20 protein-coding genes are annotated in these 19,281 nt (G+C 39.1%); 2 read left to right on the top strand and 18 right to left on the bottom strand.

Annotation, left to right across the window (positions count from 1 at the left end; translation table 11 throughout):
* Nucleotides 1-15 precede the first annotated feature (15 nt).
* The 11 genes from UR08_RS03870 to yneA all read right to left on the bottom strand — a co-directional run bounded on the left by UR08_RS03870 (nucleotide 16) and on the right by yneA (nucleotide 9,199).
* On the bottom strand, nucleotides 16-426 hold the full coding sequence (locus UR08_RS03870; protein WP_115752336.1) for a hypothetical protein: 411 nt from the start codon (nucleotides 424-426) through the stop codon (nucleotides 16-18).
* A gap of 93 nt (nucleotides 427-519) precedes the next feature.
* The gene (gene cobA / locus UR08_RS03865) at nucleotides 520-1,503 is read right to left on the bottom strand and encodes a uroporphyrinogen-III C-methyltransferase (protein WP_115752712.1); all 984 of its coding nucleotides are present in this window, start codon (nucleotides 1,501-1,503) and stop codon (nucleotides 520-522) included.
* 5 nt (nucleotides 1,504-1,508) lie between these two features.
* Complete coding sequence (gene nirD, locus UR08_RS03860; RefSeq protein WP_420812298.1) at nucleotides 1,509-1,820, bottom strand: nitrite reductase small subunit NirD; 312 nt, start codon at nucleotides 1,818-1,820, stop codon at nucleotides 1,509-1,511.
* A complete protein-coding gene (gene nirB / locus UR08_RS03855) occupies nucleotides 1,817-4,231 on the bottom strand; it encodes a nitrite reductase large subunit NirB (protein WP_115752334.1) in 2,415 nt (804 codons plus the stop codon). Before nirB ends, nirD begins: the two co-directional genes overlap by 4 nt.
* 97 nt (nucleotides 4,232-4,328) lie before the next feature.
* Entirely contained in the window at nucleotides 4,329-4,772 is a 444-nt protein-coding gene (locus UR08_RS03850; RefSeq protein ID WP_165849942.1) for a precorrin-2 dehydrogenase/sirohydrochlorin ferrochelatase family protein, read from the bottom strand.
* Nucleotides 4,756-5,508: a sirohydrochlorin chelatase gene (locus tag UR08_RS03845; protein ID WP_115752332.1), complete on the bottom strand. Its 753-nt coding sequence runs from the start codon at nucleotides 5,506-5,508 to the stop codon at nucleotides 4,756-4,758. Before UR08_RS03845 ends, UR08_RS03850 begins: the two co-directional genes overlap by 17 nt.
* Nucleotides 5,509-5,588: 80 nt before the next feature.
* Nucleotides 5,589-5,789, bottom strand: coding sequence for a hypothetical protein (locus UR08_RS03840; RefSeq protein WP_115752331.1), 201 nt, complete (start codon nucleotides 5,787-5,789; stop codon nucleotides 5,589-5,591).
* A 245-nt stretch (nucleotides 5,790-6,034) separates the two neighbouring features.
* Nucleotides 6,035-6,277, bottom strand: a complete 243-nt coding sequence (locus tag UR08_RS03835) for a YneF family protein (RefSeq protein WP_115752330.1) — start codon at nucleotides 6,275-6,277, stop codon at nucleotides 6,035-6,037.
* 129 nt (nucleotides 6,278-6,406) lie between these two features.
* Nucleotides 6,407-8,404: a transketolase gene (gene tkt, locus UR08_RS03830; protein WP_115752329.1), complete on the bottom strand. Its 1,998-nt coding sequence runs from the start codon at nucleotides 8,402-8,404 to the stop codon at nucleotides 6,407-6,409.
* 131 nt (nucleotides 8,405-8,535) lie between these two features.
* Nucleotides 8,536-8,763 carry a DUF896 domain-containing protein gene (locus tag UR08_RS03825; RefSeq protein ID WP_115752328.1) on the bottom strand — a complete coding sequence of 76 codons (228 nt, stop codon included), beginning with the start codon at nucleotides 8,761-8,763 and terminating at the stop codon, nucleotides 8,536-8,538.
* 106 nt (nucleotides 8,764-8,869) lie between these two features.
* A complete protein-coding gene (gene yneA, locus UR08_RS03820; protein ID WP_115752327.1) occupies nucleotides 8,870-9,199 on the bottom strand; it encodes a cell division suppressor protein YneA in 330 nt (109 codons plus the stop codon).
* Between the two features lie 154 nt (nucleotides 9,200-9,353).
* On the opposite strand from yneA, the gene lexA reads away from it, so the two are divergent.
* Complete coding sequence (gene lexA / locus UR08_RS03815; protein WP_115752326.1) at nucleotides 9,354-9,968, top strand: transcriptional repressor LexA; 615 nt, start codon at nucleotides 9,354-9,356, stop codon at nucleotides 9,966-9,968.
* Between the two features lie 85 nt (nucleotides 9,969-10,053).
* Here the strand turns inward: lexA and glnA are convergent, their stop codons facing one another.
* The 6 genes from glnA to UR08_RS03785 form a co-directional block, all read right to left on the bottom strand.
* Nucleotides 10,054-11,388: a type I glutamate--ammonia ligase gene (gene glnA / locus UR08_RS03810; protein WP_115752325.1), complete on the bottom strand. Its 1,335-nt coding sequence runs from the start codon at nucleotides 11,386-11,388 to the stop codon at nucleotides 10,054-10,056.
* Between the two features lie 67 nt (nucleotides 11,389-11,455).
* On the bottom strand, nucleotides 11,456-11,824 hold the full coding sequence (locus tag UR08_RS03805) for a MerR family transcriptional regulator (RefSeq protein ID WP_115752711.1): 369 nt from the start codon (nucleotides 11,822-11,824) through the stop codon (nucleotides 11,456-11,458).
* A gap of 132 nt (nucleotides 11,825-11,956) precedes the next feature.
* On the bottom strand, nucleotides 11,957-13,201 hold the full coding sequence (locus UR08_RS03800; RefSeq protein ID WP_115752324.1) for a methionine gamma-lyase family protein: 1,245 nt from the start codon (nucleotides 13,199-13,201) through the stop codon (nucleotides 11,957-11,959).
* A 76-nt stretch (nucleotides 13,202-13,277) separates the two neighbouring features.
* On the bottom strand, nucleotides 13,278-13,508 hold the full coding sequence (gene hfq, locus UR08_RS03795) for an RNA chaperone Hfq (protein WP_115752323.1): 231 nt from the start codon (nucleotides 13,506-13,508) through the stop codon (nucleotides 13,278-13,280).
* An 87-nt stretch (nucleotides 13,509-13,595) separates the two neighbouring features.
* The gene (gene miaA / locus UR08_RS03790; protein WP_115752322.1) at nucleotides 13,596-14,531 is read right to left on the bottom strand and encodes a tRNA (adenosine(37)-N6)-dimethylallyltransferase MiaA; all 936 of its coding nucleotides are present in this window, start codon (nucleotides 14,529-14,531) and stop codon (nucleotides 13,596-13,598) included.
* A 150-nt stretch (nucleotides 14,532-14,681) separates the two neighbouring features.
* The gene (locus UR08_RS03785; RefSeq protein WP_115752321.1) at nucleotides 14,682-16,367 is read right to left on the bottom strand and encodes a glycerol-3-phosphate dehydrogenase/oxidase; all 1,686 of its coding nucleotides are present in this window, start codon (nucleotides 16,365-16,367) and stop codon (nucleotides 14,682-14,684) included.
* 481 nt (nucleotides 16,368-16,848) lie between these two features.
* Between UR08_RS03785 and UR08_RS03780 the strand changes: the two genes are divergently transcribed.
* Nucleotides 16,849-18,726: an acyltransferase family protein gene (locus UR08_RS03780; RefSeq protein ID WP_115752320.1), complete on the top strand. Its 1,878-nt coding sequence runs from the start codon at nucleotides 16,849-16,851 to the stop codon at nucleotides 18,724-18,726.
* A 39-nt stretch (nucleotides 18,727-18,765) separates the two neighbouring features.
* On the opposite strand, the gene UR08_RS03775 is transcribed toward UR08_RS03780, so the two are convergent.
* Complete coding sequence (locus tag UR08_RS03775; protein ID WP_115752319.1) at nucleotides 18,766-19,230, bottom strand: S-ribosylhomocysteine lyase; 465 nt, start codon at nucleotides 19,228-19,230, stop codon at nucleotides 18,766-18,768.
* Nucleotides 19,231-19,281 lie beyond the last annotated feature (51 nt).

Genomic DNA, 19,281 nt, shown 5'->3' with positions numbered 1-19,281 from the left:
TACTTTAATTTCTTATCAAAAAGAATCGAATTGATTTTTTTCATTGCTAGCTTTAACAAGCGACATAATACCTGAGATCAAGAACAAAATCCCAGTAATCCAGCCATAGCTAAAAATGCAAAGTGCACCCACTACAATAAGTGCGATCGACCAACCCTTGATAGCCATTGTTCCCTTCTTCATCTTGAAAGCAGCAATAAATCCAAATACACAAGCTGCAATTGCGAGTATTAATGAAAGGGCGATGAAACCAATGCCAAAGGTAAACCCAATTATATCATCATTTGACATCATCATATGATCCATGGTGCTAGCAGTTGCCGCAAAAAGGAAGAGAATCAAAAGTGGTCCAGTTATCAAAATTCCAAACGCTGCTAAACTCGCTCCAATAATTGTCATTACAAATTCCGATTTTCGATTATTCATTTTGTATACCTCTTTCTAAGTGTCATACAGATATTATATCGAAATGTAGTCTCTTTGAATAGTCAAAACCAGTAAATTCTCATTTTGACTTACTTACGCGTGGATGCTCTTGAGCTCAGATTGAAACTCCCAAAGCGCTTTGGCTTCTGGCTCTAAAAATAAGATCTCTGGATAATTTTGCTCATTTAAATAGCGATTGGTGATTTCATCAAAGCGCTTATCGCGATTTTCTCCTACTTGAACAAACCACACGTCCGCTCCTTGCCCAGTAAAACGAGTAATGACCTCAAAATCAACTGGATTCTTTGAAATCAGCAGATAGCGCTTGCCAAATAATGGTAGCTTCGTAAACCAACTGGCAGCACTAGACCGATCTACTACCTCACCAACTAGAATTAAAGCTGGATTGCTTAAATCGCTAGACGCCACTTCTGCTTCAATTCTTGCAAGCGAACTTTTTATCATTTTCTGCCTCCCGTAACTTCCCCACGAAATCACAGCGATCGGCATCTCACTTGAAATCCCGCCAGCGAGCAGTTGATGGACAATATGTGACAAGTTTTCCATTCCCATATAAAAACAAGCCGTGCCGTGTTTTACAAAAGAAGCAAAATCGTCTTCCATAAGCGTCCCCGCCTTCCGATGCGCCGTTGACAAAGTAACGTGACTACTTGCTTCCCGGTCTGTCAGAGAAATACCTGCGTATGTGGAAGCAGCAGATGCGGCTGTAATTCCGGGAACAACTTCATAGGCCATTTCTGCTTTTTCAAGTTGTGTCATTTCTTCCGCTACCCTTCCAAAAATCCCTGGGTCGCCCCCTTTCAAACGCACAACGACGTGGTTTCCTTCCGCCTCCCTGACAAGCCTTTTTCCAATCATTTCTTGACGCATCGCATGGCAATCCGGCGATTTCCCGCAAAAAACAAGTTTCGCATCTCGTTTCGTATGATAAAGTAAAAGTGGGTTGACTAATCGGTCATATAAAACTATATCCGCTTGTTGTAGTACCCGTAAAGCCTTTAACGTGAGCAATTCAGGATCTCCAGAACCTGCACCGACCAGATAAACTTTTCCCATCTTGTTTACACCCATACATAAACTTTCCTATCCTCAATTTGGGCTTCATATGTTTTAACGCAACCTTCATCGGGGTCTTGAACTTGCCCATCTATCAGCGAAATTTTATAGTCATGTAGCGGGCAAAAAACAAATTCTCCAGATACCGTTCCTTCGGCGAGTGGGCCTTGCTTATGCGGACAAACATTACTAATAACACGAACTTCTTGATTGTTTAACCTGAATACAGCCAATTTTTCTCCATCAATCAAACATTCATAGCCCATCTTTTCAGGCAAATCATCAAAGTTCGCTACAAATTTTTTCTGTTTCGTCATTTGGATTCCCCACTTCCCACCGTGTACAGTTTTTGTTGCAAGTCTTTATCTTGAACCGTTTGACGCCAAGGCTCATCACGTTTTCCTGCTTGTTCTAATTTCGCAAGTAATTCAGCTCGCTTTGTTTCATCTAAAAGGACATCCTTCACATGGTCAAACCCTAGTCGGTCAATCCAAGGTGCCGTTCGTTCTGCATAAACCCCTGTTTCTCTGTAGTATTCAAGAAAAGCACCACAAATCTCAATCACTTCTTCTTCCGTTTCTACCGTTTCAAGGAAGTGACTTTCTTGCACAGTCGTTCCGCCATTTCCGCCAATATAAATCTGGAAGCCATTTTCGACGCCAATAACGCCAAAATCTTTCACGCAACTTTCCGCACAACTCCTCGGACAAGCAGAAATGCCCATTTTAAATTTATGTGGCGTATCAATGAATTCATAGCGTTCCTCTAATTTGATACCTAAGCCCATGGAATCTTGAGTCCCAAACCGGCAAAAATTCTTGCCCACACAAGTTTTGACCGATCGAACTGCTTTCGCATAGGCTTCTGCAGCACTCATGTCTAGGTCCTTCCAAATCTTCGGTAAATCTTGCTTTTTAACGCCATACAAGCCAATTCGCTGGCTTCCTGTAATTTTAACAAGGGGAACATCATATTTTTCTGCTGCTTTCGCAATCAAAAGTAATTGTTGCGGATCCGTTTTCCCACCACGCATGCGCGGAATCACAGAATAAGTACCATCGTTTTGGATATTCGCATAAAGGCGCTCATTAACATATCTCGAAGCTTTTTCATCTTGATGTTCCTTCGGAAAAGCAACATTTAAGTAAAAATTGATGGCTGGCCGACATTTTGAGCAGCCTTCTGGATTTTTAAAGTGCAATGCTTGATAGACTTCCGCAACAGATTTCAAACCTTTTTGATGAATTTTAAGCACGATCTCATCACGCGTTAAATCTGTACAGCCACAAATTCCTTTAGAAGAAACTGGCGCTTCTCCACCGAGTGCATAGCCCAGTAAATCTGCAATTTTGTCTTTACATTTCCCGCAAGAGCCACCTGCTTTGGTATGCTTTGTGACATCGGCGACGCTCGTTAGCTCTTTATCTTGGATCGCGTGCAAAATCGTTCCTTTCGTGACACCATTACATCCACAAACGGTTTCTGAATCATCCCAACTGGTCACATCGTTTGATGCATCTTCTTCTCCATTTGCAGCAGCAAGTAAAGCAATTGGATTCAAATCCGAGATATCTAGTTTTTGCGTAATCAATTTCAAAAAGCGATTTTCTTCTGTTGTATCCCCGTATAGGATGGTTCCGACGACTTGGTTGTCTTGGATGAAAACTTTTTTATAGCAATGATTCCACTCGTCATAAGCTTCAATCGTCTTAATATCTTCGCTAGCTTGGATACAACCGGCAGAAAACAAATCACATCCAGAAACTTTCAGCGCTGTATAAGTCATGCTCCCTTCGTAACCAGTTGTTTCATGATCTGTTAGCCGATCCGCAAGCACCTTGGCTTGTTCATAAAGCGGTGCCACAAGTCCATAACAAGTCCCGCGATGTTCGACACATTCCCCGACAGAAAAAATAAAAGGATCACTAGTAGCCAGATAATCATCTACACAAATCCCTCGTCTCACGCCAAGTCCCGCATCTTTTGCAAGCGTTGTTTCTGGACGAATCCCAATGGACATGATGACAAGATCTGTCTCAAGCTCGGTTCCATCCGCAAAACGAAGGCCTGTCACACGCTTTTCTCCAAGGATTTCTTCCGTTTTAGCACCCATGCGGAATTTCAAACCTTGTTTCTCTAAATCTTCTTTCAAAAGTGCGCCTGCTTTTTCATTCAATTGCGTTTCCATCAACCAATTTTCAAGATGGATGACAGTAACATCCATTCCTTGATCGACAAGTCCTTTCGCAGCTTCGAGACCAAGCAAACCACCACCAATAACCGCCGCTTTTTTATATGTATTGGTAGCAGCAAGTATTTTTTCCGTATCTTCAATGGTTCTGAAAGCTGCAACGCCCTCCAAGTTGGAACCAGGAATTGGTAAAATGAATGCACGTGAACCTGTAGCTAAAATACATTTATCATAAGAAATTCTTTCCCCGTTTTGAAGCTCAATTTCTTTCTTTTTGGTATCGAGCCGAGTTGCTGGGTTATTTATAAAAAGTTCGATCCCCATTTCTTCATACCAATCAAATGGATTCGTGATGATTTCTTCGATGGTTGTTTTTTTCTGTAAAATATTAGAAAGCATTATTCGATTATAATTCGGATATTTTTCTTCACCGATAATCGTCATTTGATATCGTTCTGGATCTCGCTCAAGAATCTCTTCAATTGTCCGTACTCCCGCCATTCCGTTACCGACTAATACTAACTTTTCTTTTTCCATCTGTCATCCTCCTATTGTGATAAAGTGAACATTCACTTTGATAATTTCACACCAAAAGAATAGCACGAAAAAAATAACAGTTATATAAGGGAAATGCCTATTTCGAAAGGAAGCGTTTTTCTAAGTCTTCGCAAAATGATTTAGTCGCACGTGGATCTTTCAAGCGGTGCGAAATGCCTAAAGTAAAATCTCTCGTTTTCACCAAACCGGTATTAGTAAAATCACTATTTACAGGCGAACTAACATCATTCACCCATTGATAATATTCGGCATCGTTCGTAATTCTCTGGTTAATTTCTTGATCGTTGGTACAAGCAAATATTAGGTGAGCCCCATTTAAATCATTTTTCCGATAGTTTCGCTGTTGCTTTTCAATTTTGAAATGCTCTGGAAAATCCGAACAAAAACAAGGAGAAATAACTAAAATATCTGGTATATCATCAAGCTCTATTAAGTGCCGAACTTTCCGTGCAGCAATCCGGCCGCCACCAATGACAACAACTTTCTTGCCAGTTAAGTTCAAATTAACCAAATAACTCATTTTCAATCTCCTTTCGAATTTCCGAGCTAATTCCTTTCGCAATTCGCGAATCGAGTGCGAGACTCTTTGTGATTTCATAGTTAACGCTCCGAGTATCTAACACTTTTGACACTTCACGCCGAATTTTTCCGACTAAAAAGCTACTTTCCATTAAGAAAAACGGGCAAATCACAAGACGATCTATCGTTGAAAAATCCATTTGCGCTAATTTTTCTAAATAGGTCTCCTCATCATGTAAAAAGCCAAATTCTACCCGTTTTTTCGTTTGTTGAATTAACTTTTCCGTGATTTCATGCATACGCTGAAAAATCTCTGGATATTTTAGCGAACCATGGACGACTAAAAAGATAACCATTCGTTCACCTTGATTAGCTTGGGGAATGCGACTTTCAAGAATTGGCAAAAGTCCATCGTTGGCTTCAGCAAGAGGGGGTAAAATCTGAAAAATTAACGCTGCTTCATCTTGCTTAACGGCTTCAATTGCGAGAGGAATATCTTGATCGACATGCACACCTGTGAAGAGTAAAAGTGGTGCTACAAAAATTCGTTCGACGCCCGCTTTTTTTAAATCATAAACGCCATCAGCTATCGTTTTTTCATTTCCTTCTAGAAAAGCCAATTTTTGTTTATAACAAGGAACTTCACTGGCTATTTCTTTGACAAAATGTTTCATTGCTTGATTATTTTCTAGAGACCTGCTCCCGTGAGCCACGAATAAAATACCTGTTTTTACCATTTTGACACCTCTTTTTCAAGTTTGATCATAAATTTTTATGTATGAAAATACCATTAGGGAAACGCCTAGATTTTTTCATCCTACATGAATAAGTTTCGCTCCCAAATACTATGAACAAGCATTAAAAGTGTTATTAAACTCGCTAAAAAAATCATGCAACTTCCGGCAACCATGATAAAAACATACTTTGAGCGAATACCAAAATAAAAAATAGCATTTCCAAAAAGTAATAAAAAAATCGTTCCACAGCCAGTAAATAAATACCAATCCAACTCCTCCATTGTCCTTTGCCTCCTTCTCCACTTCATTTTAATCGTTAAAAATTAAGAAATTATAAAGAGAGCGACAACTAAACTTAAAATTTCTCTTATAGAACATAAAAACACCGTTAGTTGTCGTGGTTTAACTACAACAACTAACGGTGTCACAGATTCATACTTAAATAAACAATCAAGAAAGGTTCAACGAAAAATAAATAATATCAGTTCGCGAAGTGCTAGACCTCAAACTCCCTATATCTAGTCGCTTATTTTTTCTTTTTCTTACCGCTTAATTCTTTTTCAGATTGTTTGTTCATCGCATTCATCATTTGATTGATTTTCTTTTGAGACGGTTTTTGTCCCATTTGCGCCATCATCATTTGAAGCATTTGCTCATTGACAGGCGGATTATTTTTCAAATAGTTCATCATGTAGCGTCTTGCAATAAAAAAGCCACCAGCTAGTCCAGCAAGCAAGCATACAAGACCAACAAGAATGTAAATCCACATAGTTTCTTTCTCCTCCTTGAACGAATATACCTATTCTATTGTACTTGATTTAACTTGAACAAACAACTCTTTTTTTACAAACAAAAAAGCAGAAGTTAAGCTGTACAAGCCTAACTTCCACTTTTCCAATTAAAGGGTTTCGACTAATTTTACGATATTTTCTACTGTGAAACCATAATTTTCAATAACAGTTTCACCTGGAGCAGAAGCACCAAAACGATCAATTCCAAGCACTTTTCCATCTAAACCGACATAACGTTCCCAGCCAAAGCTTGCTCCCATCTCGATAGCGAGACGTTTACGAACTCCATTTGGTAGGACGCTTTCTTTGTATTCAGCAGATTGCGCTTCAAACAAATCGAATGAAGGCACAGAAACCACTGATACATCAATTCCTTTATCAGCTAACGCCACTTGCGCTTCTGTTGCAAGATGAACTTCTGAACCACTTGCTAAAAGAAGCGCGTCAGGAGTTTCTTTCTTCGATTTCGAAAGGACATATGCTCCTTTTCTTACGCCATCTTCTGCAAGCTTGTCGCTATCTTTAAGTACAGGAAGCCCTTGTCTTGAAAGCACGAGTGCATGCGGTTTATCAGTCGATTCAATCGCTATTTTCCAAGCTGCATTGACTTCATTTCCATCAGCTGGACGAAGCACAGATAAGCCAGGCATCGCACGCAAGGAAGCAAGTTGTTCAATTGGTTCATGCGTTGGACCATCTTCCCCAACGGCCACACTGTCATGCGTAAGCACATACGTAACTGGTAGTTTTTGAAGAGAAGCTAACCGAATAGCAGCACGTAAGTAGTCCGAGAACACGAAGAATGTCCCTCCATAAACTTTTAAGCCTTGGTGCAAAGCCATTCCATTCAGCATTGTTCCCATCGCAAATTCACGAACACCAAACCATATATTACGATTTTCTGGGTGTTCCCTTGTAAATTCGCCATCCGACTTAATCATTGTATTGTTCGAACCCGCTAAATCGGCAGATCCTCCAAATAAATACGGGATTTTTTCAGCAAGCGCATTGATTGCTTCTCCGCTCGAAGCACGACTTGCAAGCGCCTTATCGCCTTCATGATAAGTCGTAAATCCGGAAGCAAAGTCTCTCGGCAATTCACCATCCACGCTTTGCTCAAATTGTTTCGCAAGTTCAGGGTACGCTTGTTTGTAAGAAACGAATAAATCGCTCCATTCTTTTTCTGCTTTAGCACCGCGATCCGCAATCGTTTTACCGAAACGTTCATAGACTTCATCTGGAACATGGAAAGTTTCTTTGTAATCCCATCCGTACGCTTTCTTCGCCACTTCAGTGCCTTCTTCGCCAAGTGGCGCACCGTGTACTTTATTTGTTCCGGCATTCGGCGCTCCAAAACCAATCACAGTTTTCACTTCAATCAAAGTAGGTTGCGATGTATTTTCTTTTGCTTTTTCGATCGCTGCAAGAATTTCATCGGTATTATTTCCGTCTTTAACAAGAAGATGTTCCCAACCATAGCTTTCATAGCGTGCTTTGACATTTTCTGAAAATGAACGATCCAAGTCACCATCAAGTGAGATATTGTTAGAATCATAGAGCACAATCAAACGACCTAATTTTTGATGTCCCGCAAAGCTAGAAGCTTCAGAAGAAACACCTTCCATTAAATCACCATCACCACATAAAGCAAACGTATAATGGTCAACAATATTAAAGTTATCTTTATTATATAGACCAGCAAGGTGACGTTCTGCCATCGCCATTCCAACTGCCATTCCGATTCCTTGTCCAAGTGGTCCAGTTGTCGCATCGACTCCATCTGTATGACCAAACTCAGGATGACCAGGGGTCTTACTTCCCCACTGGCGGAAATTTTTCAAGTCTTCTAGACTAACCTTGTAACCGCTTAAATGAAGCAAGCTATATAATAGCATTGATCCGTGTCCTGCAGAAAGTACAAAACGATCGCGGTCAAACCAATGCGAATTCGCTGGATTAGCTTTCAAAACACGTGAAAATAATGTGTATGCCATTGGTGCCGCTCCCATTGGTAAACCAGGATGACCTGAGTTGGCTTTTTGAATCGCATCAATTGACAAAGTACGAACTGTGTTAATCGCTAATTGATCTGTTTTATCAAACAATTGAAACATCCTCTCTTGTTTTATTATCAACTCTCTACTATTTTAGTCCTAAACTAGGAATTACTCAACTAAAAACGCGTAAATGATCATTATTTTTGTTCATTTGCGCGTTTTTGTTCATTTGATAACTTTTATTTCTTTTTGCGTTTTAATTGCTTCACTTTATGTGGCGTAATATCGTTTCCATTTGGATCAATGATCTTCGTATTTTCAATCGTTTGACGCATATGTGAGCGAAACGATTTTACATATTCTTTTCGAAGTGCTTCTTGCTCGATTTTTTCCTCTGCCGTCAGCCCTCCCGATTTCTTTTTACGTGAAAGTTCATTAATTCGATCAATTTTTGCTTTTTCTAGCATAATCCTCATCCTTTATTTAAAAAATAGCTCTCTACAACAAAAAAAGAAAGCAGTTTTCACTACTTTCTTCATTATACATGAATGATTCCCTCTTGTCTGTTACGGATTACTCATTTGCAAGCTGAATAGTCGCATCTGTTTTTATTTGTTTTTCTTTTACAGGAATAACGAGACTTTCCCCTGCTTTTATATCATTAGAATCTAGGTTATTATTTTTTTCTACCCAAGCAACAAAGCTTGCCTTATCCATTTTTGCTTCCTCTGCATGACGCTCCGCTAATTGCCAAACTGAATCCCCTGATAAAATATCTACTTTCGAATAATTAGACTGATCTGTCGCACTTGTGACAAACAGAAAAACAACCCCCATCACGATTGATACAATAACGAAAATAACAGCAATATAATATTTATCCCAAAATTGTTTAACAGTCATTTTTATCCCTCCGAAAGAATGTATGTTCGCTTTTTTATTATTATAGAACGGTTGTTCGGTTTTGTCAACAAAAAAATCGAACCTTTGTTTGCATCTGTTGGAAAGATTTGCTATACTTAACCTAGTTAATATTTATAAATAACGGGGTGAGACCATGAAACTGTCCAAACGGCAACAAGACATTTACGAATTTATTAAATCTGAAGTGAAAGAAAAAGGCTATCCACCTTCCGTCCGTGAAATTGGTGAAGCTGTTGGACTTGCTTCAAGTTCAACTGTTCATGGACACCTAGCGAGACTTGAAACAAAAGGCTTAATTAGGCGAGATCCAACGAAACCACGTGCGATTGAAATTCTTTCCATGGAAGATGAAATCCCTGCACCCGCGGTTGTTAATATTCCTTTAATTGGTAAAGTAACCGCTGGGATGCCAATCACTGCTGTTGAAAACATTGAAGATTATTTCCCGCTTCCTGAAAGTATGGCGCCTAGTGAAACAGATATTTTCATGTTGGAAATAGATGGGGAAAGTATGATTAATGCTGGTATCCTCGATGGGGATCGTGTTATTGTTAGAAAACAAAGCAACGCAACGAATGGTGAGATTGTTGTTGCCATGACTGATGAAAACGAAGCTACTTGCAAACGCTTCTTCAAAGAACAAAATCATTTCCGCCTGCAACCTGAAAATGACAGTTTAGAACCTATCATTTTGGATAACGTAACCATTCTTGGAAAAGTTATTGGTTTATTCCGTGATATACGATAAAAAAACCGCCCATAGTATGGGCGGTTTTTTTATTTTTCTCTGAAAGAAAAAAGCAACTGACCCTTGAGGGGCAGCTGCTTTTATTTTAATAAATCTCTAAGTATTGTTCTCTTTCCCAAGGATGAACGGCCGTCCGGAACATTTCACATTCAATTTCTTTTGCTTCAATAAAGTGCTCAAAAATATGCTCTCCTAGTCCATCACGAACAGCATCATCTTTTGAAAGTTCTTTCATCGCAAGAGAAAGGCTCTCTGGAAGATCATAAATACCAGCTTCATGACGTTCCTCCTCATCCATTCCATAGATATTGCGGTCAACTGGTGTTGGAGGCGTTAAATTATTTTTTATCCCTTCTAACCCAGCTTTAAGAAGAACAGCCATCGCAAGATACGGATTTGCTGATGGATCAACACTACGAAGCTCAAGACGTGTGCTCAATCCACGAGAACTTGGTACCCGAATGAGTGGACTACGGTTTTTCCCACTCCAAGCAATATAGCAAGGTGCTTCATAACCTGGTACAAGACGTTTGTATGAGTTGATTGTTGGATTCGTAATTGCTGTATATCCTTTTGCATGTTTCATCATGCCTGCTAGGAATTGATAAGCTGTTTCACTTAATTGTAGCTCTCCATCTTTATCATAAAAAGCATTTTCTTTTCCTTTGAAAAGTGACATATTGAAGTGCATACCTGAGCCACTTACTCCAAATAAAGGTTTCGGCATAAAGGTTGCGTGCAAGCCATGTTTTCTTGCAATCGTTTTGACAACGAGTTTAAAAGTTTGGATATTATCACAAGCAGTAATGGCATCTTCATATTTAAAGTCAATTTCATGTTGACCAGGAGCCACTTCATGGTGGGAGGCTTCAATTTCAAATCCCATTTCTTCTAGTTCAAGAACAATATCGCGGCGGCAATTTTCGCCAAGATCTGTTGGCGCTAAATCAAAATAGCCACCTGAATCATTGAGCTCAAGCGTTGGTTTACGATTTTCATCTAATTTGAATAGGAAAAATTCTGGTTCAGGTCCTAAATTAAAATCAGTAAAGCCTAACTCGTGCATCTCTTCAAGGACACGCTTCAAATTCGCACGAGGATCTCCAGCGAAAGGTGTCATATCTGGGTTATAAATATCGCAAATCATACGAGCGACTTTTCCTTTTTCAGCTGTCCAAGGGAACACTACCCATGTATCTAAATCTGGGCATAGGTACATATCCGATTCTTCAATACGCACAAATCCCTCAATTGATGATCCATCAAACATCATTTTGTTATCTAAAGCTTTCTCTAGTTGGCTAACAGGGATTTCTACATTTTTGATTATTCCAAGAATGTCAGTGAATTGTAGACGAATAAATTTCACATTTTGTTCATCTGCGAAGTGGAAAATGTCTTCTTTTGTATATTTTGCCATAATAAATCCTCCCGAATCATTTTTTATATCAACTTTTAAAAAAAAGTAAATACCGATTTTAACAATCTTAGAGTTTTGGATATCGACTCTTTTGAATATCCGTTCCCTTCACAAAACGGCCAGCTTGCTGCATTTCTTTGCGTAAAATTTTACGAACATCTTCATCTGTTAATGGAACCTTTGCTTCTTGTTCTTTCATCTTGTACATTTTCTTGATTCCTGCAATATTTAACCCGTCATTTAAGTAATCTTTAATTTCAAGTAATGTATCAATATCCTGCAAAGAATAGTGGCGGTGATTTCCTTCATTCCTTGCTGGATGTATTAAGCCTTGATCTTCATAATAGCGAATTTGCCTAGCAGTCAAGTTGGTTAGTTTCATTACCGGACCGATCGGAAAAAGCGGCATAGATCTTCGTATTTCCTTCTCACCCATAGCCATCATTCCCTCCATCTTTTTAGGATAGTTGAATTATAAAGGATGTCATTTCTTTTGTCAAATTTATGTAAGATTATCTAACATTTATTTCCCTAAAAAAAATGCGAGCAACATCTGCTCGCATTAAACTTAGTAAGATTCATCCGAAAATAGCTCATTCACTGCTTCTGAAACAGCAATTTTAACATGTTCATAGGTTAAACCACCTTGAATATAAAGTTCATAAGGCGGACGAATTGGGCCATCTGCCGTAAGTTCAAGACTTGCACCTTGAATAAAGGTCCCCGCTGCCATGATCACATCATTTTCATAGCCTGGCATATAAGCACCTACTGGAAGCACATGCGCATTGACTGGCGAAAACTTTTGAATAGCTTGAGCAAAAGTTACCATTTGCGCTTGCTCCTCAAAAGATACACTTTGGATTAAATCCGTTCGTTTTACGTTCCATTTCGGCTTTGTTTCGACTCCACAAAGTTCAAGAAGCGCAGCTGTAAAGCGTGCTCCTTTTACGGCCTGTGCAACCACATGGGGAGCTAAGAAGAAACCTTGATACATTTCAAGTAGGCTATAAAGCGATGCTCCAGCTTCAAGTCCAATGCCAGGGGTTGTGAGCCTATATCCACAAAGATCAATCAAGTCTTGCCTTCCGGCCAAGTACCCACCAATTTTCGCAAGTCCACCTCCCGGATTTTTAATCAAAGAGCCTGCAATTAAATCAGCCCCAACATCTGTTGGCTCAAGCGGTTCTACAAACTCACCGTAGCAATTGTCGACAAAAACAATCACATCTGGATAAAGAGATTTCACAAAGCGAATCATCTCTTCAATTTCGGCAATTGAAAAAGAATCACGCTCTGCGTAGCCTTTTGAACGCTGGATCCCGATCATTTTTGTCTTATTCGACATTTTCTGCTTCACCATTTGCCAGTCGACTTGATTATTAGTAAGCGGAATCGCTTCATAATGAATGTTAAAATCACGCAGCGAACCATTTCCTGTTTGTCCGCGAACGCCAACAATTTCTTCTAATGTATCGTATGGCGCTCCTGTTATATAGATTAGTTCATCACCCGGGCGAAGCACCCCGAAAAGTGCTGTACTAATTGCATGTGTTCCTGAAATCAACTGCGGACGCACAATAGCTGCTTCTGTACGAAAAACGGAGCGATAAACGCGTTCTAGTGTATCGCGCCCTTCATCGTCGTAACCATAACCTGTTGATGGATTAAAATGAAAATCGCTCACTTTATTGTCTCGAAATGCAGCAAGAACTTTAGCTTGATTTTCTTCTGCAATTTGGTCCGTTTCTTCATTCCACTCTTGAATCATTTTTTCAGCTTGCTGCTTTAGCTTTCTCACTTTTTCGTTCATTCGTTTTCCTTTCTCACTTTTTTCTGTGATTCAACACAAAAAAGGCAGGGGAAACCTGCCTTTTGAGCTTTATTTTTTAATCTTCTTGGTTAAGGGCTACATTTTTTTGTGGCGAAAATGTTGAAATCGCATGTTTGAAAACGAGTTGTTGTTTGCCTTCAACATCAAGAAGCACCGTAAAATTATCAAAACTTACGACACGTCCACGTAGTTGGAAGCCGTTCGTTAAGAATACTGTAGCTAGAATTTTCTCCTTACGAAGTTGATTTAAATACTGATCTTGTAATGCTTGTCCACCTTTGCTCATGTTTCTCTCTCCTATCTCTCTTTAAAATCAATCACACAAAAAGGATTGCTAGAAGAACATTGTCTTCTATTTCTAAAAATTATACCCTCATTTATAAGAATCAAACGGATTTGCTTTTAAAAATCGACCAATACAAGCATTTGCTTGTCTTTCAGTTGATTCTTCTAGTGCATGAATCCAGTGAATCTTCATTCGGTTCCTAAACCAAGTCATCTGCCTTTTTGCAAAATGGCGTGAATTTTTCTTGATCAATTCAGTCGCATCCTCTTTTGAAAGCTCTCCATCAAAATATTGAAACAACTCTTTATAGCCGATTCCTCGTGTGGCGGGTACATCGCCCAAAGATAAATCATATAACGCTTTTGCTTCTTCGATTAATCCTGCGTCCATCATCAGATCCACACGTTGATTAATTCGGTCGTAAAGCACAGAACGCTCTAATTCAAGTCCCAAAAAGAGTGGCTCAAATTCATCCGACAACTCCGTTTCCACTTGATACTCACTAAAAGGTTTCCCTGTAAGTTTCATGACTTCAAGCGCGCGAATAACACGTCGTTTATTATTCAAATGAATCTGTTCAGCACTTTTCGGATCCTTCTCAAACAGTAAGTTGTGGAGTTTAGACGCATCCATTTCTTCTAATCGAGCTCGGTACTCAGGATCTTCAGAAGCTTTTCCAAATGAATAATTGTAAAAAACCGATTGAATGTAAAGGCCAGTTCCACCTACGACAAAAGGAAGTTTGCCTTTTGAATGAATCATTCGAATTCTCTTTTTTGTTTCATCTTGAAACACCGAAGCTGAAAAAGGTTCATTTGGTTGCACAACATCAATCAGATAATGAGGAATCCCACGCATTTCGCTTTCCGTAATTTTGGCTGTTCCGATATCAAGCCCATTATAAACCTGCATAGAATCACCACTAATGATCTCCCCTCGCCAATTTTCAGCAAGCGACACACTCAGTTCAGTTTTTCCAACAGCGGTTGGCCCGACAAGAACAATGACTGGAATTTTAGTCAAACGAAAAAACCTCCTTTTCGTCTATTACTAATTTATCATGAAAACGACGGCTTGGGAACTCTTTTTTGCCTAGCAAGGCTTGTTTAAAGCAAAAGCACATTCCTAATCTAACTTAGGAACGTGCTTTTTGCTTTTTTATCCTTTTGTCATTTATTCACTCTTTCGATCGTGCCAATCTGCAGGTTCACGAGCATCTTTAATTTGTGTGTCTAATTCTGCTTGTAATTTTTCTCGTGTTTTTTCATCCCAATGGAACAACCGATTCATTTCTTCAAATACTTCGTCTTTCCATTCTAGTAAATAAGGCATATCGAAAAGCAGATAGCCAGTTCTTCTTAGTAAGAAATCAACTGGATCAATGACTGATTCATGATAAATCGAATAATACAGTTCCGCATACAAACTATTTGGGAGTGTATTCACTCCTTTTTCCTTATGTTCTTGCGCATAAGTAAACAGTTGGTCAATATTTGTTCCGAATCGTTTTACCACTTCTCGCGCTTCTTCAAGTGACCATCCAAAACGATTAATCGCTTCTTTGGCTTTCTTGTCAATAAAGCTTTCCAAGTTTTCTGAGCCACCAATATCTCCGCCAGAAATTGGTAAATGTTTTGTTTGCACCGCTTTAAATGTTTTTCCAGTTTCTTTACTCAAGTCTTTCGAAATATCATCTAGAAGTTTTTCAGCCATCTTTCGGTACCCAGTCAATTTACCTCCAGCCATTGTGATTAATCCGCTATCTGAGAACCAGACTTCATCCTTCCGAGAAATTTCAGATGGATCCTTTCCTTCTTCATAGATAAGTGGCCTAACGCCAGCCCAGCTAGATTCCACATCTTTTTCCGTCACATGCACATCTGGGAACATATAATTAATGGCTTTAATTACATAGTTGTGATCGGATTCGAGTGCTTTTGGATTGATAGGCGATTCATCATAAAAAGTGTCCGTTGTTCCGACATAGACCTTTTTATCACGCGGAATTGCAAATACCATCCGTCCATCTGGTGTATCAAAGTACACAGCTTGTTCCATTGGGAATTTTTTCTTATCAATAACTAAATGAATGCCCTTTGTTAAACGTAAATGCTTATTGTTGTGTGAATAGTCAAGTTTACGAACTTTATCCACCCAAGGACCGGCAGCATTAATCACACGATGCCCATAAATGTCATATACTTTTCCAGAAAGCCGATCTGTAACTGTGATACCAGAAACATGACGCTTATCGTCATAAATGAATTGCTCTGCTTTCGTATAATTAATCGCTTTTGCTCCAAGCTCAACAGCTTTTTTCATCACTTCAATCGTTAATCGAGCATCATCAGTTCGATACTCCACATAGTAACCGGATCCTTTTAACCCCTCTTTTTTAACGAACGGATTTTTAGAAAGTGTTTCTGCTTTCGACAAAATTTTACGCCGCTCACTTTTTTTAACACCTGCTAAGTAATCATAAAGCCGAATACCAGCAGAAGCCGTAAATTTCCCCATGTTCCCACCTTTATGGAACGGTAACATCATCCATTCTGGAGTTGTAACGTGAGGACCATTTTCGTAAACGATTGCACGTTCTTTTCCAAGCTCCGCTACTTCTTTTACTTCGAACTGTTGTAGATAGCGCAAGCCGCCATGTACAAGCTTTGTAGAACGGCTGGATGTCCCACTAGCAAAGTCATTCATCTCAACAAGAGCGACTGTCATTCCACGCGAAACAGCATCTAGCGCGATTCCCGCTCCAGTAATGCCTCCACCGACGATTACAACATCAAATTTTTCGTCTTGCATTTTTCTTTCAATTGTTTCTCTGTCAAAAGCTGAAAATAATTGTACCATTATTCTTCCCCCTTCATATCTCGTTAACGCATCTACTGACCTATTCGCCTTTTTCCACTAAATGATCCTTTTGAAACGCAAAAATAAAGCAAAGCTTATGCGAACAGAAAAAAAGAGACCACAAAACAGACGAATGAATCGTCGCTTGTAGTCTCTCTAATCTCAAATAGACAATTTAACTATTAACTTGTACCCATTATAACCAATTTTCCAAGAAAGGGAAAGTATTTTGTCTCAGAAAAACTTATCTGTAAATTTTTATAGTAAAATGGAACTAACAAAAGTCAGTAAATAAAAAGAAACAATTCAAATACAATGTTTAAAAGCGCTTTATTTTAGGACAAATTCCCTTTTTTATATCTAAGGTCTCAAAATGTTAAAAATAACACCTTTATCCGTTACAGTATCCCGCTTCTGTGGTATTATTGATTGTGACTTAAAAATTACTTAAAATGAAATTACTGGATTGGGAGATGTTATTTTGAAAAGAACTGCTCGTTACAGTAGGAAATACGTGCCGAGTATTGACGGTCTTCGTGCATTGGCGGTTTTAGCAGTCATCGCTTATCATTTGAATTTTTCTTGGGCCAAAGGTGGTTTCATTGGCGTTGACATATTTTTTGTATTATCTGGTTACTTAATTACAAACATCCTGCTGACACAATGGGAGACTAAAAATACCATTGATTTGAAACAATTCTGGCTTAGACGGTTCCGGAGGTTATTTCCAGCCGCATACTTTATGATTATCTGTGTCGTTATATTTGCAGTTTTATTCAATCGTGGTTTGCTGCACAACTTGCGCGGGGATAGCATTGCTTCGTTTTTCTATGTAAGCAATTGGTGGTTTATTTTCCACAATGTTTCTTATTTTGATTCGTTTGGTGTTCCATCACCGCTAAAAAACTTGTGGTCCCTCGCAATTGAAGAGCAATTCTATTTAATCTGGCCGCTTTTCTTATATGGATTTCTCCGTTTCATCAAGAATCCAAAATGGTTATTACGAACCATCATCGCCCTTGCCTTGCTATCTGCTATCCTGATGGGAATCCTTTATACGCCAGGAAGCGATCCAAGCCGCGTCTACTACGGAACAGACACACGCTTATTTGATTTACTCAGTGGTTGTGCACTTGCTTTTTTATGGCCTTTCAATCGTCTCAGTCCTAAAATACCGGCCAAAAGTCGCCTGACCCTAAATATTGCGGGAACTATTAGTGTCATTTTATTCTTTATCTTTGTTTATGTTTTAAGTGAATATCAAACTTTTCTCTATCGTGGCGGTCTCTTTTTAGTCGCACTTCTTGGAGTTGTAATGATAGCAACAATTTCACATCCATCCTGTTATCTAAGCCGTGTATTCAGTCTTAAGCCACTTCGCTGGATCGGAACACGTTCTTATGGCATTTACTTATGGCACTATCCGATTATCACGCTTACTACCCCTGTAACTGAAATTGGTCAATTAAGTATTATTCGACCTGTTTTGCAAGTTGCAGCAACCTTCGTTATCGCTGAACTTTCGTATCGTTATTTGGAAACGCCCATTCGAAAACACGGCTTTTTCAATTTCATTCGTTCGTTCCGCTATAAAAATTATTTTGTATTTAAAAACAAGCCAGTTGGACTTTGGGCTTCCATTTTCGTCCTTGTTTTTTCAGTCGGTGCCTTCGCACTTGGAATGACTGGTGCTTTATCAACTGAAACAAAAGCCGAAACGAAAAAAACCGAAGTAAAAACGTCTAATCACGGTGAAAAAACAAAAGTAGCTCCTAAAAAGGAGACACAAGATACCAAGAACAAATCGGAAACATCAAGCAACGGAGCGCAGCAAAACAAACCAGAAAACAAGCCTAATCAAACAACTGTCCCTCCTAAAAAAGATAATCCTTATCCTTATAAACAAACTCTGGCTCTGGGTGATTCGATTATGATTGATATCGAACCATACCTTAAAGAAACCGTTCCAAATGTGACGATTGATGGGAAAATTGGAAGGCAATTATCTGATGCAATTGACCTTGCGCCAAGCTATAAACAGTATAATACGAGTGATAGCGCGGTAATCATTGAACTCGGAACTAATGGACCTTTTACAGAAAAACAATTAAATCGATTATTAGATCAGTTTGATCAAGCAAATATCTACTTCGTAAATTCTCGTGTTCCGCGTGGTTGGGAACAAGAAGTCAATACAGCGATTAATGCTGCAGCAGAAAATTATCCAAATTTAACTGTCGTCAATTGGTACTCGCTTGCTAAAGAAAACAGCAGCTACTTTGAGCCAGACGGCGTCCATTTGAAAAAAGAAGGCGCTGAAGCTTACGTGAACTTACTGATGCAATCGATCAAAAAATAAAAAAACTCTTTTCCAGTAACGACCTGGAAAAGAGTTTTTTTATGCAAAGACATGCTGCCAATGTTCACGTCCGTCTAGAAATTCACGTGCTAGCTCTTTTGCACCTTCTAAACTATGACTCGCAGCAAATCCACACTGCATTTCATTACACGCTGGTACTTCGTCTTGCACAAGACAATCCTTAAGTGTTGCTTCTAAAATGCGGAGAAAGTCCTCATAATCGTCATGATTAATCATAGAAACGTAAAATCCTGTTTGACATCCCATCGGACTAATATCCACCACTTTATCCGAGTGATTCCTCGAAAGCTCAGCCATCAAATGCTCAAGTGAATGGAGTGCCGGCATTTCCATATGTGCTTTGTTGGGTTGCTTAAAACGCACATCATACTTATAAATTTCATCTCCGTGCAAACCTTTTTTCACGCCAGCAAGTCTCACGTATGGCGCCTTCACCTTCGTGTGATCTAAATTAAAACTTTCTACATTCATTTTTTCACTCATAAAAAAGCTCCTCTCCACAATCTTTTGCAAGAAAAACCGACCAATCTTTTG

The organism is Listeria kieliensis (genome assembly GCF_003369925.1).
Taxonomy (GTDB): Bacteria; Bacillota; Bacilli; order Lactobacillales; family Listeriaceae; genus Listeria; species Listeria kieliensis_A.
The sequence above is the reverse complement of the archived record's forward strand: the minus strand, read 5'-3'. Positions and strand labels throughout refer to the sequence as shown.

Bases quoted from the DNA above. Each gene is read 5' to 3' on its own strand.
- yneA (WP_115752327.1), bottom strand. From the start codon at position 9,199: ATGACTGTTAAACAATTTTGGGATAAATATTATATTGCTGTTATTTTC.
- UR08_RS03825 (WP_115752328.1), bottom strand. From the start codon at position 8,763: ATGCTAGAAAAAGCAAAAATTGATCGAATTAATGAACTTTCACGTAAA.
- UR08_RS03785 (WP_115752321.1), bottom strand. From the start codon at position 16,367: ATGGTACAATTATTTTCAGCTTTTGACAGAGAAACAATTGAAAGAAAA.
- lexA (WP_115752326.1), top strand. From the start codon at position 9,354: ATGAAACTGTCCAAACGGCAACAAGACATTTACGAATTTATTAAATCT.
- UR08_RS03845 (WP_115752332.1), bottom strand. From the start codon at position 5,508: ATGGTAAAAACAGGTATTTTATTCGTGGCTCACGGGAGCAGGTCTCTA.
- UR08_RS03840 (WP_115752331.1), bottom strand. From the start codon at position 5,789: ATGGAGGAGTTGGATTGGTATTTATTTACTGGCTGTGGAACGATTTTT.
- UR08_RS03775 (WP_115752319.1), bottom strand. From the start codon at position 19,230: ATGAGTGAAAAAATGAATGTAGAAAGTTTTAATTTAGATCACACGAAG.
- UR08_RS03800 (WP_115752324.1), bottom strand. From the start codon at position 13,201: ATGAACGAAAAAGTGAGAAAGCTAAAGCAGCAAGCTGAAAAAATGATT.
- glnA (WP_115752325.1), bottom strand. From the start codon at position 11,388: ATGGCAAAATATACAAAAGAAGACATTTTCCACTTCGCAGATGAACAA.
- nirB (WP_115752334.1), bottom strand. From the start codon at position 4,231: ATGGAAAAAGAAAAGTTAGTATTAGTCGGTAACGGAATGGCGGGAGTA.
- UR08_RS03850 (WP_165849942.1), bottom strand. From the start codon at position 4,772: ATGAGTTATTTGGTTAATTTGAACTTAACTGGCAAGAAAGTTGTTGTC.
- UR08_RS03870 (WP_115752336.1), bottom strand. From the start codon at position 426: ATGAATAATCGAAAATCGGAATTTGTAATGACAATTATTGGAGCGAGT.
- UR08_RS03835 (WP_115752330.1), bottom strand. From the start codon at position 6,277: ATGTGGATTTACATTCTTGTTGGTCTTGTATGCTTGCTTGCTGGACTA.
- cobA (WP_115752712.1), bottom strand. From the start codon at position 1,503: ATGGGAAAAGTTTATCTGGTCGGTGCAGGTTCTGGAGATCCTGAATTG.
- hfq (WP_115752323.1), bottom strand. From the start codon at position 13,508: ATGAGCAAAGGTGGACAAGCATTACAAGATCAGTATTTAAATCAACTT.
- nirD (WP_420812298.1), bottom strand. From the start codon at position 1,820: ATGACGAAACAGAAAAAATTTGTAGCGAACTTTGATGATTTGCCTGAA.
- UR08_RS03805 (WP_115752711.1), bottom strand. From the start codon at position 11,824: ATGGGTGAGAAGGAAATACGAAGATCTATGCCGCTTTTTCCGATCGGT.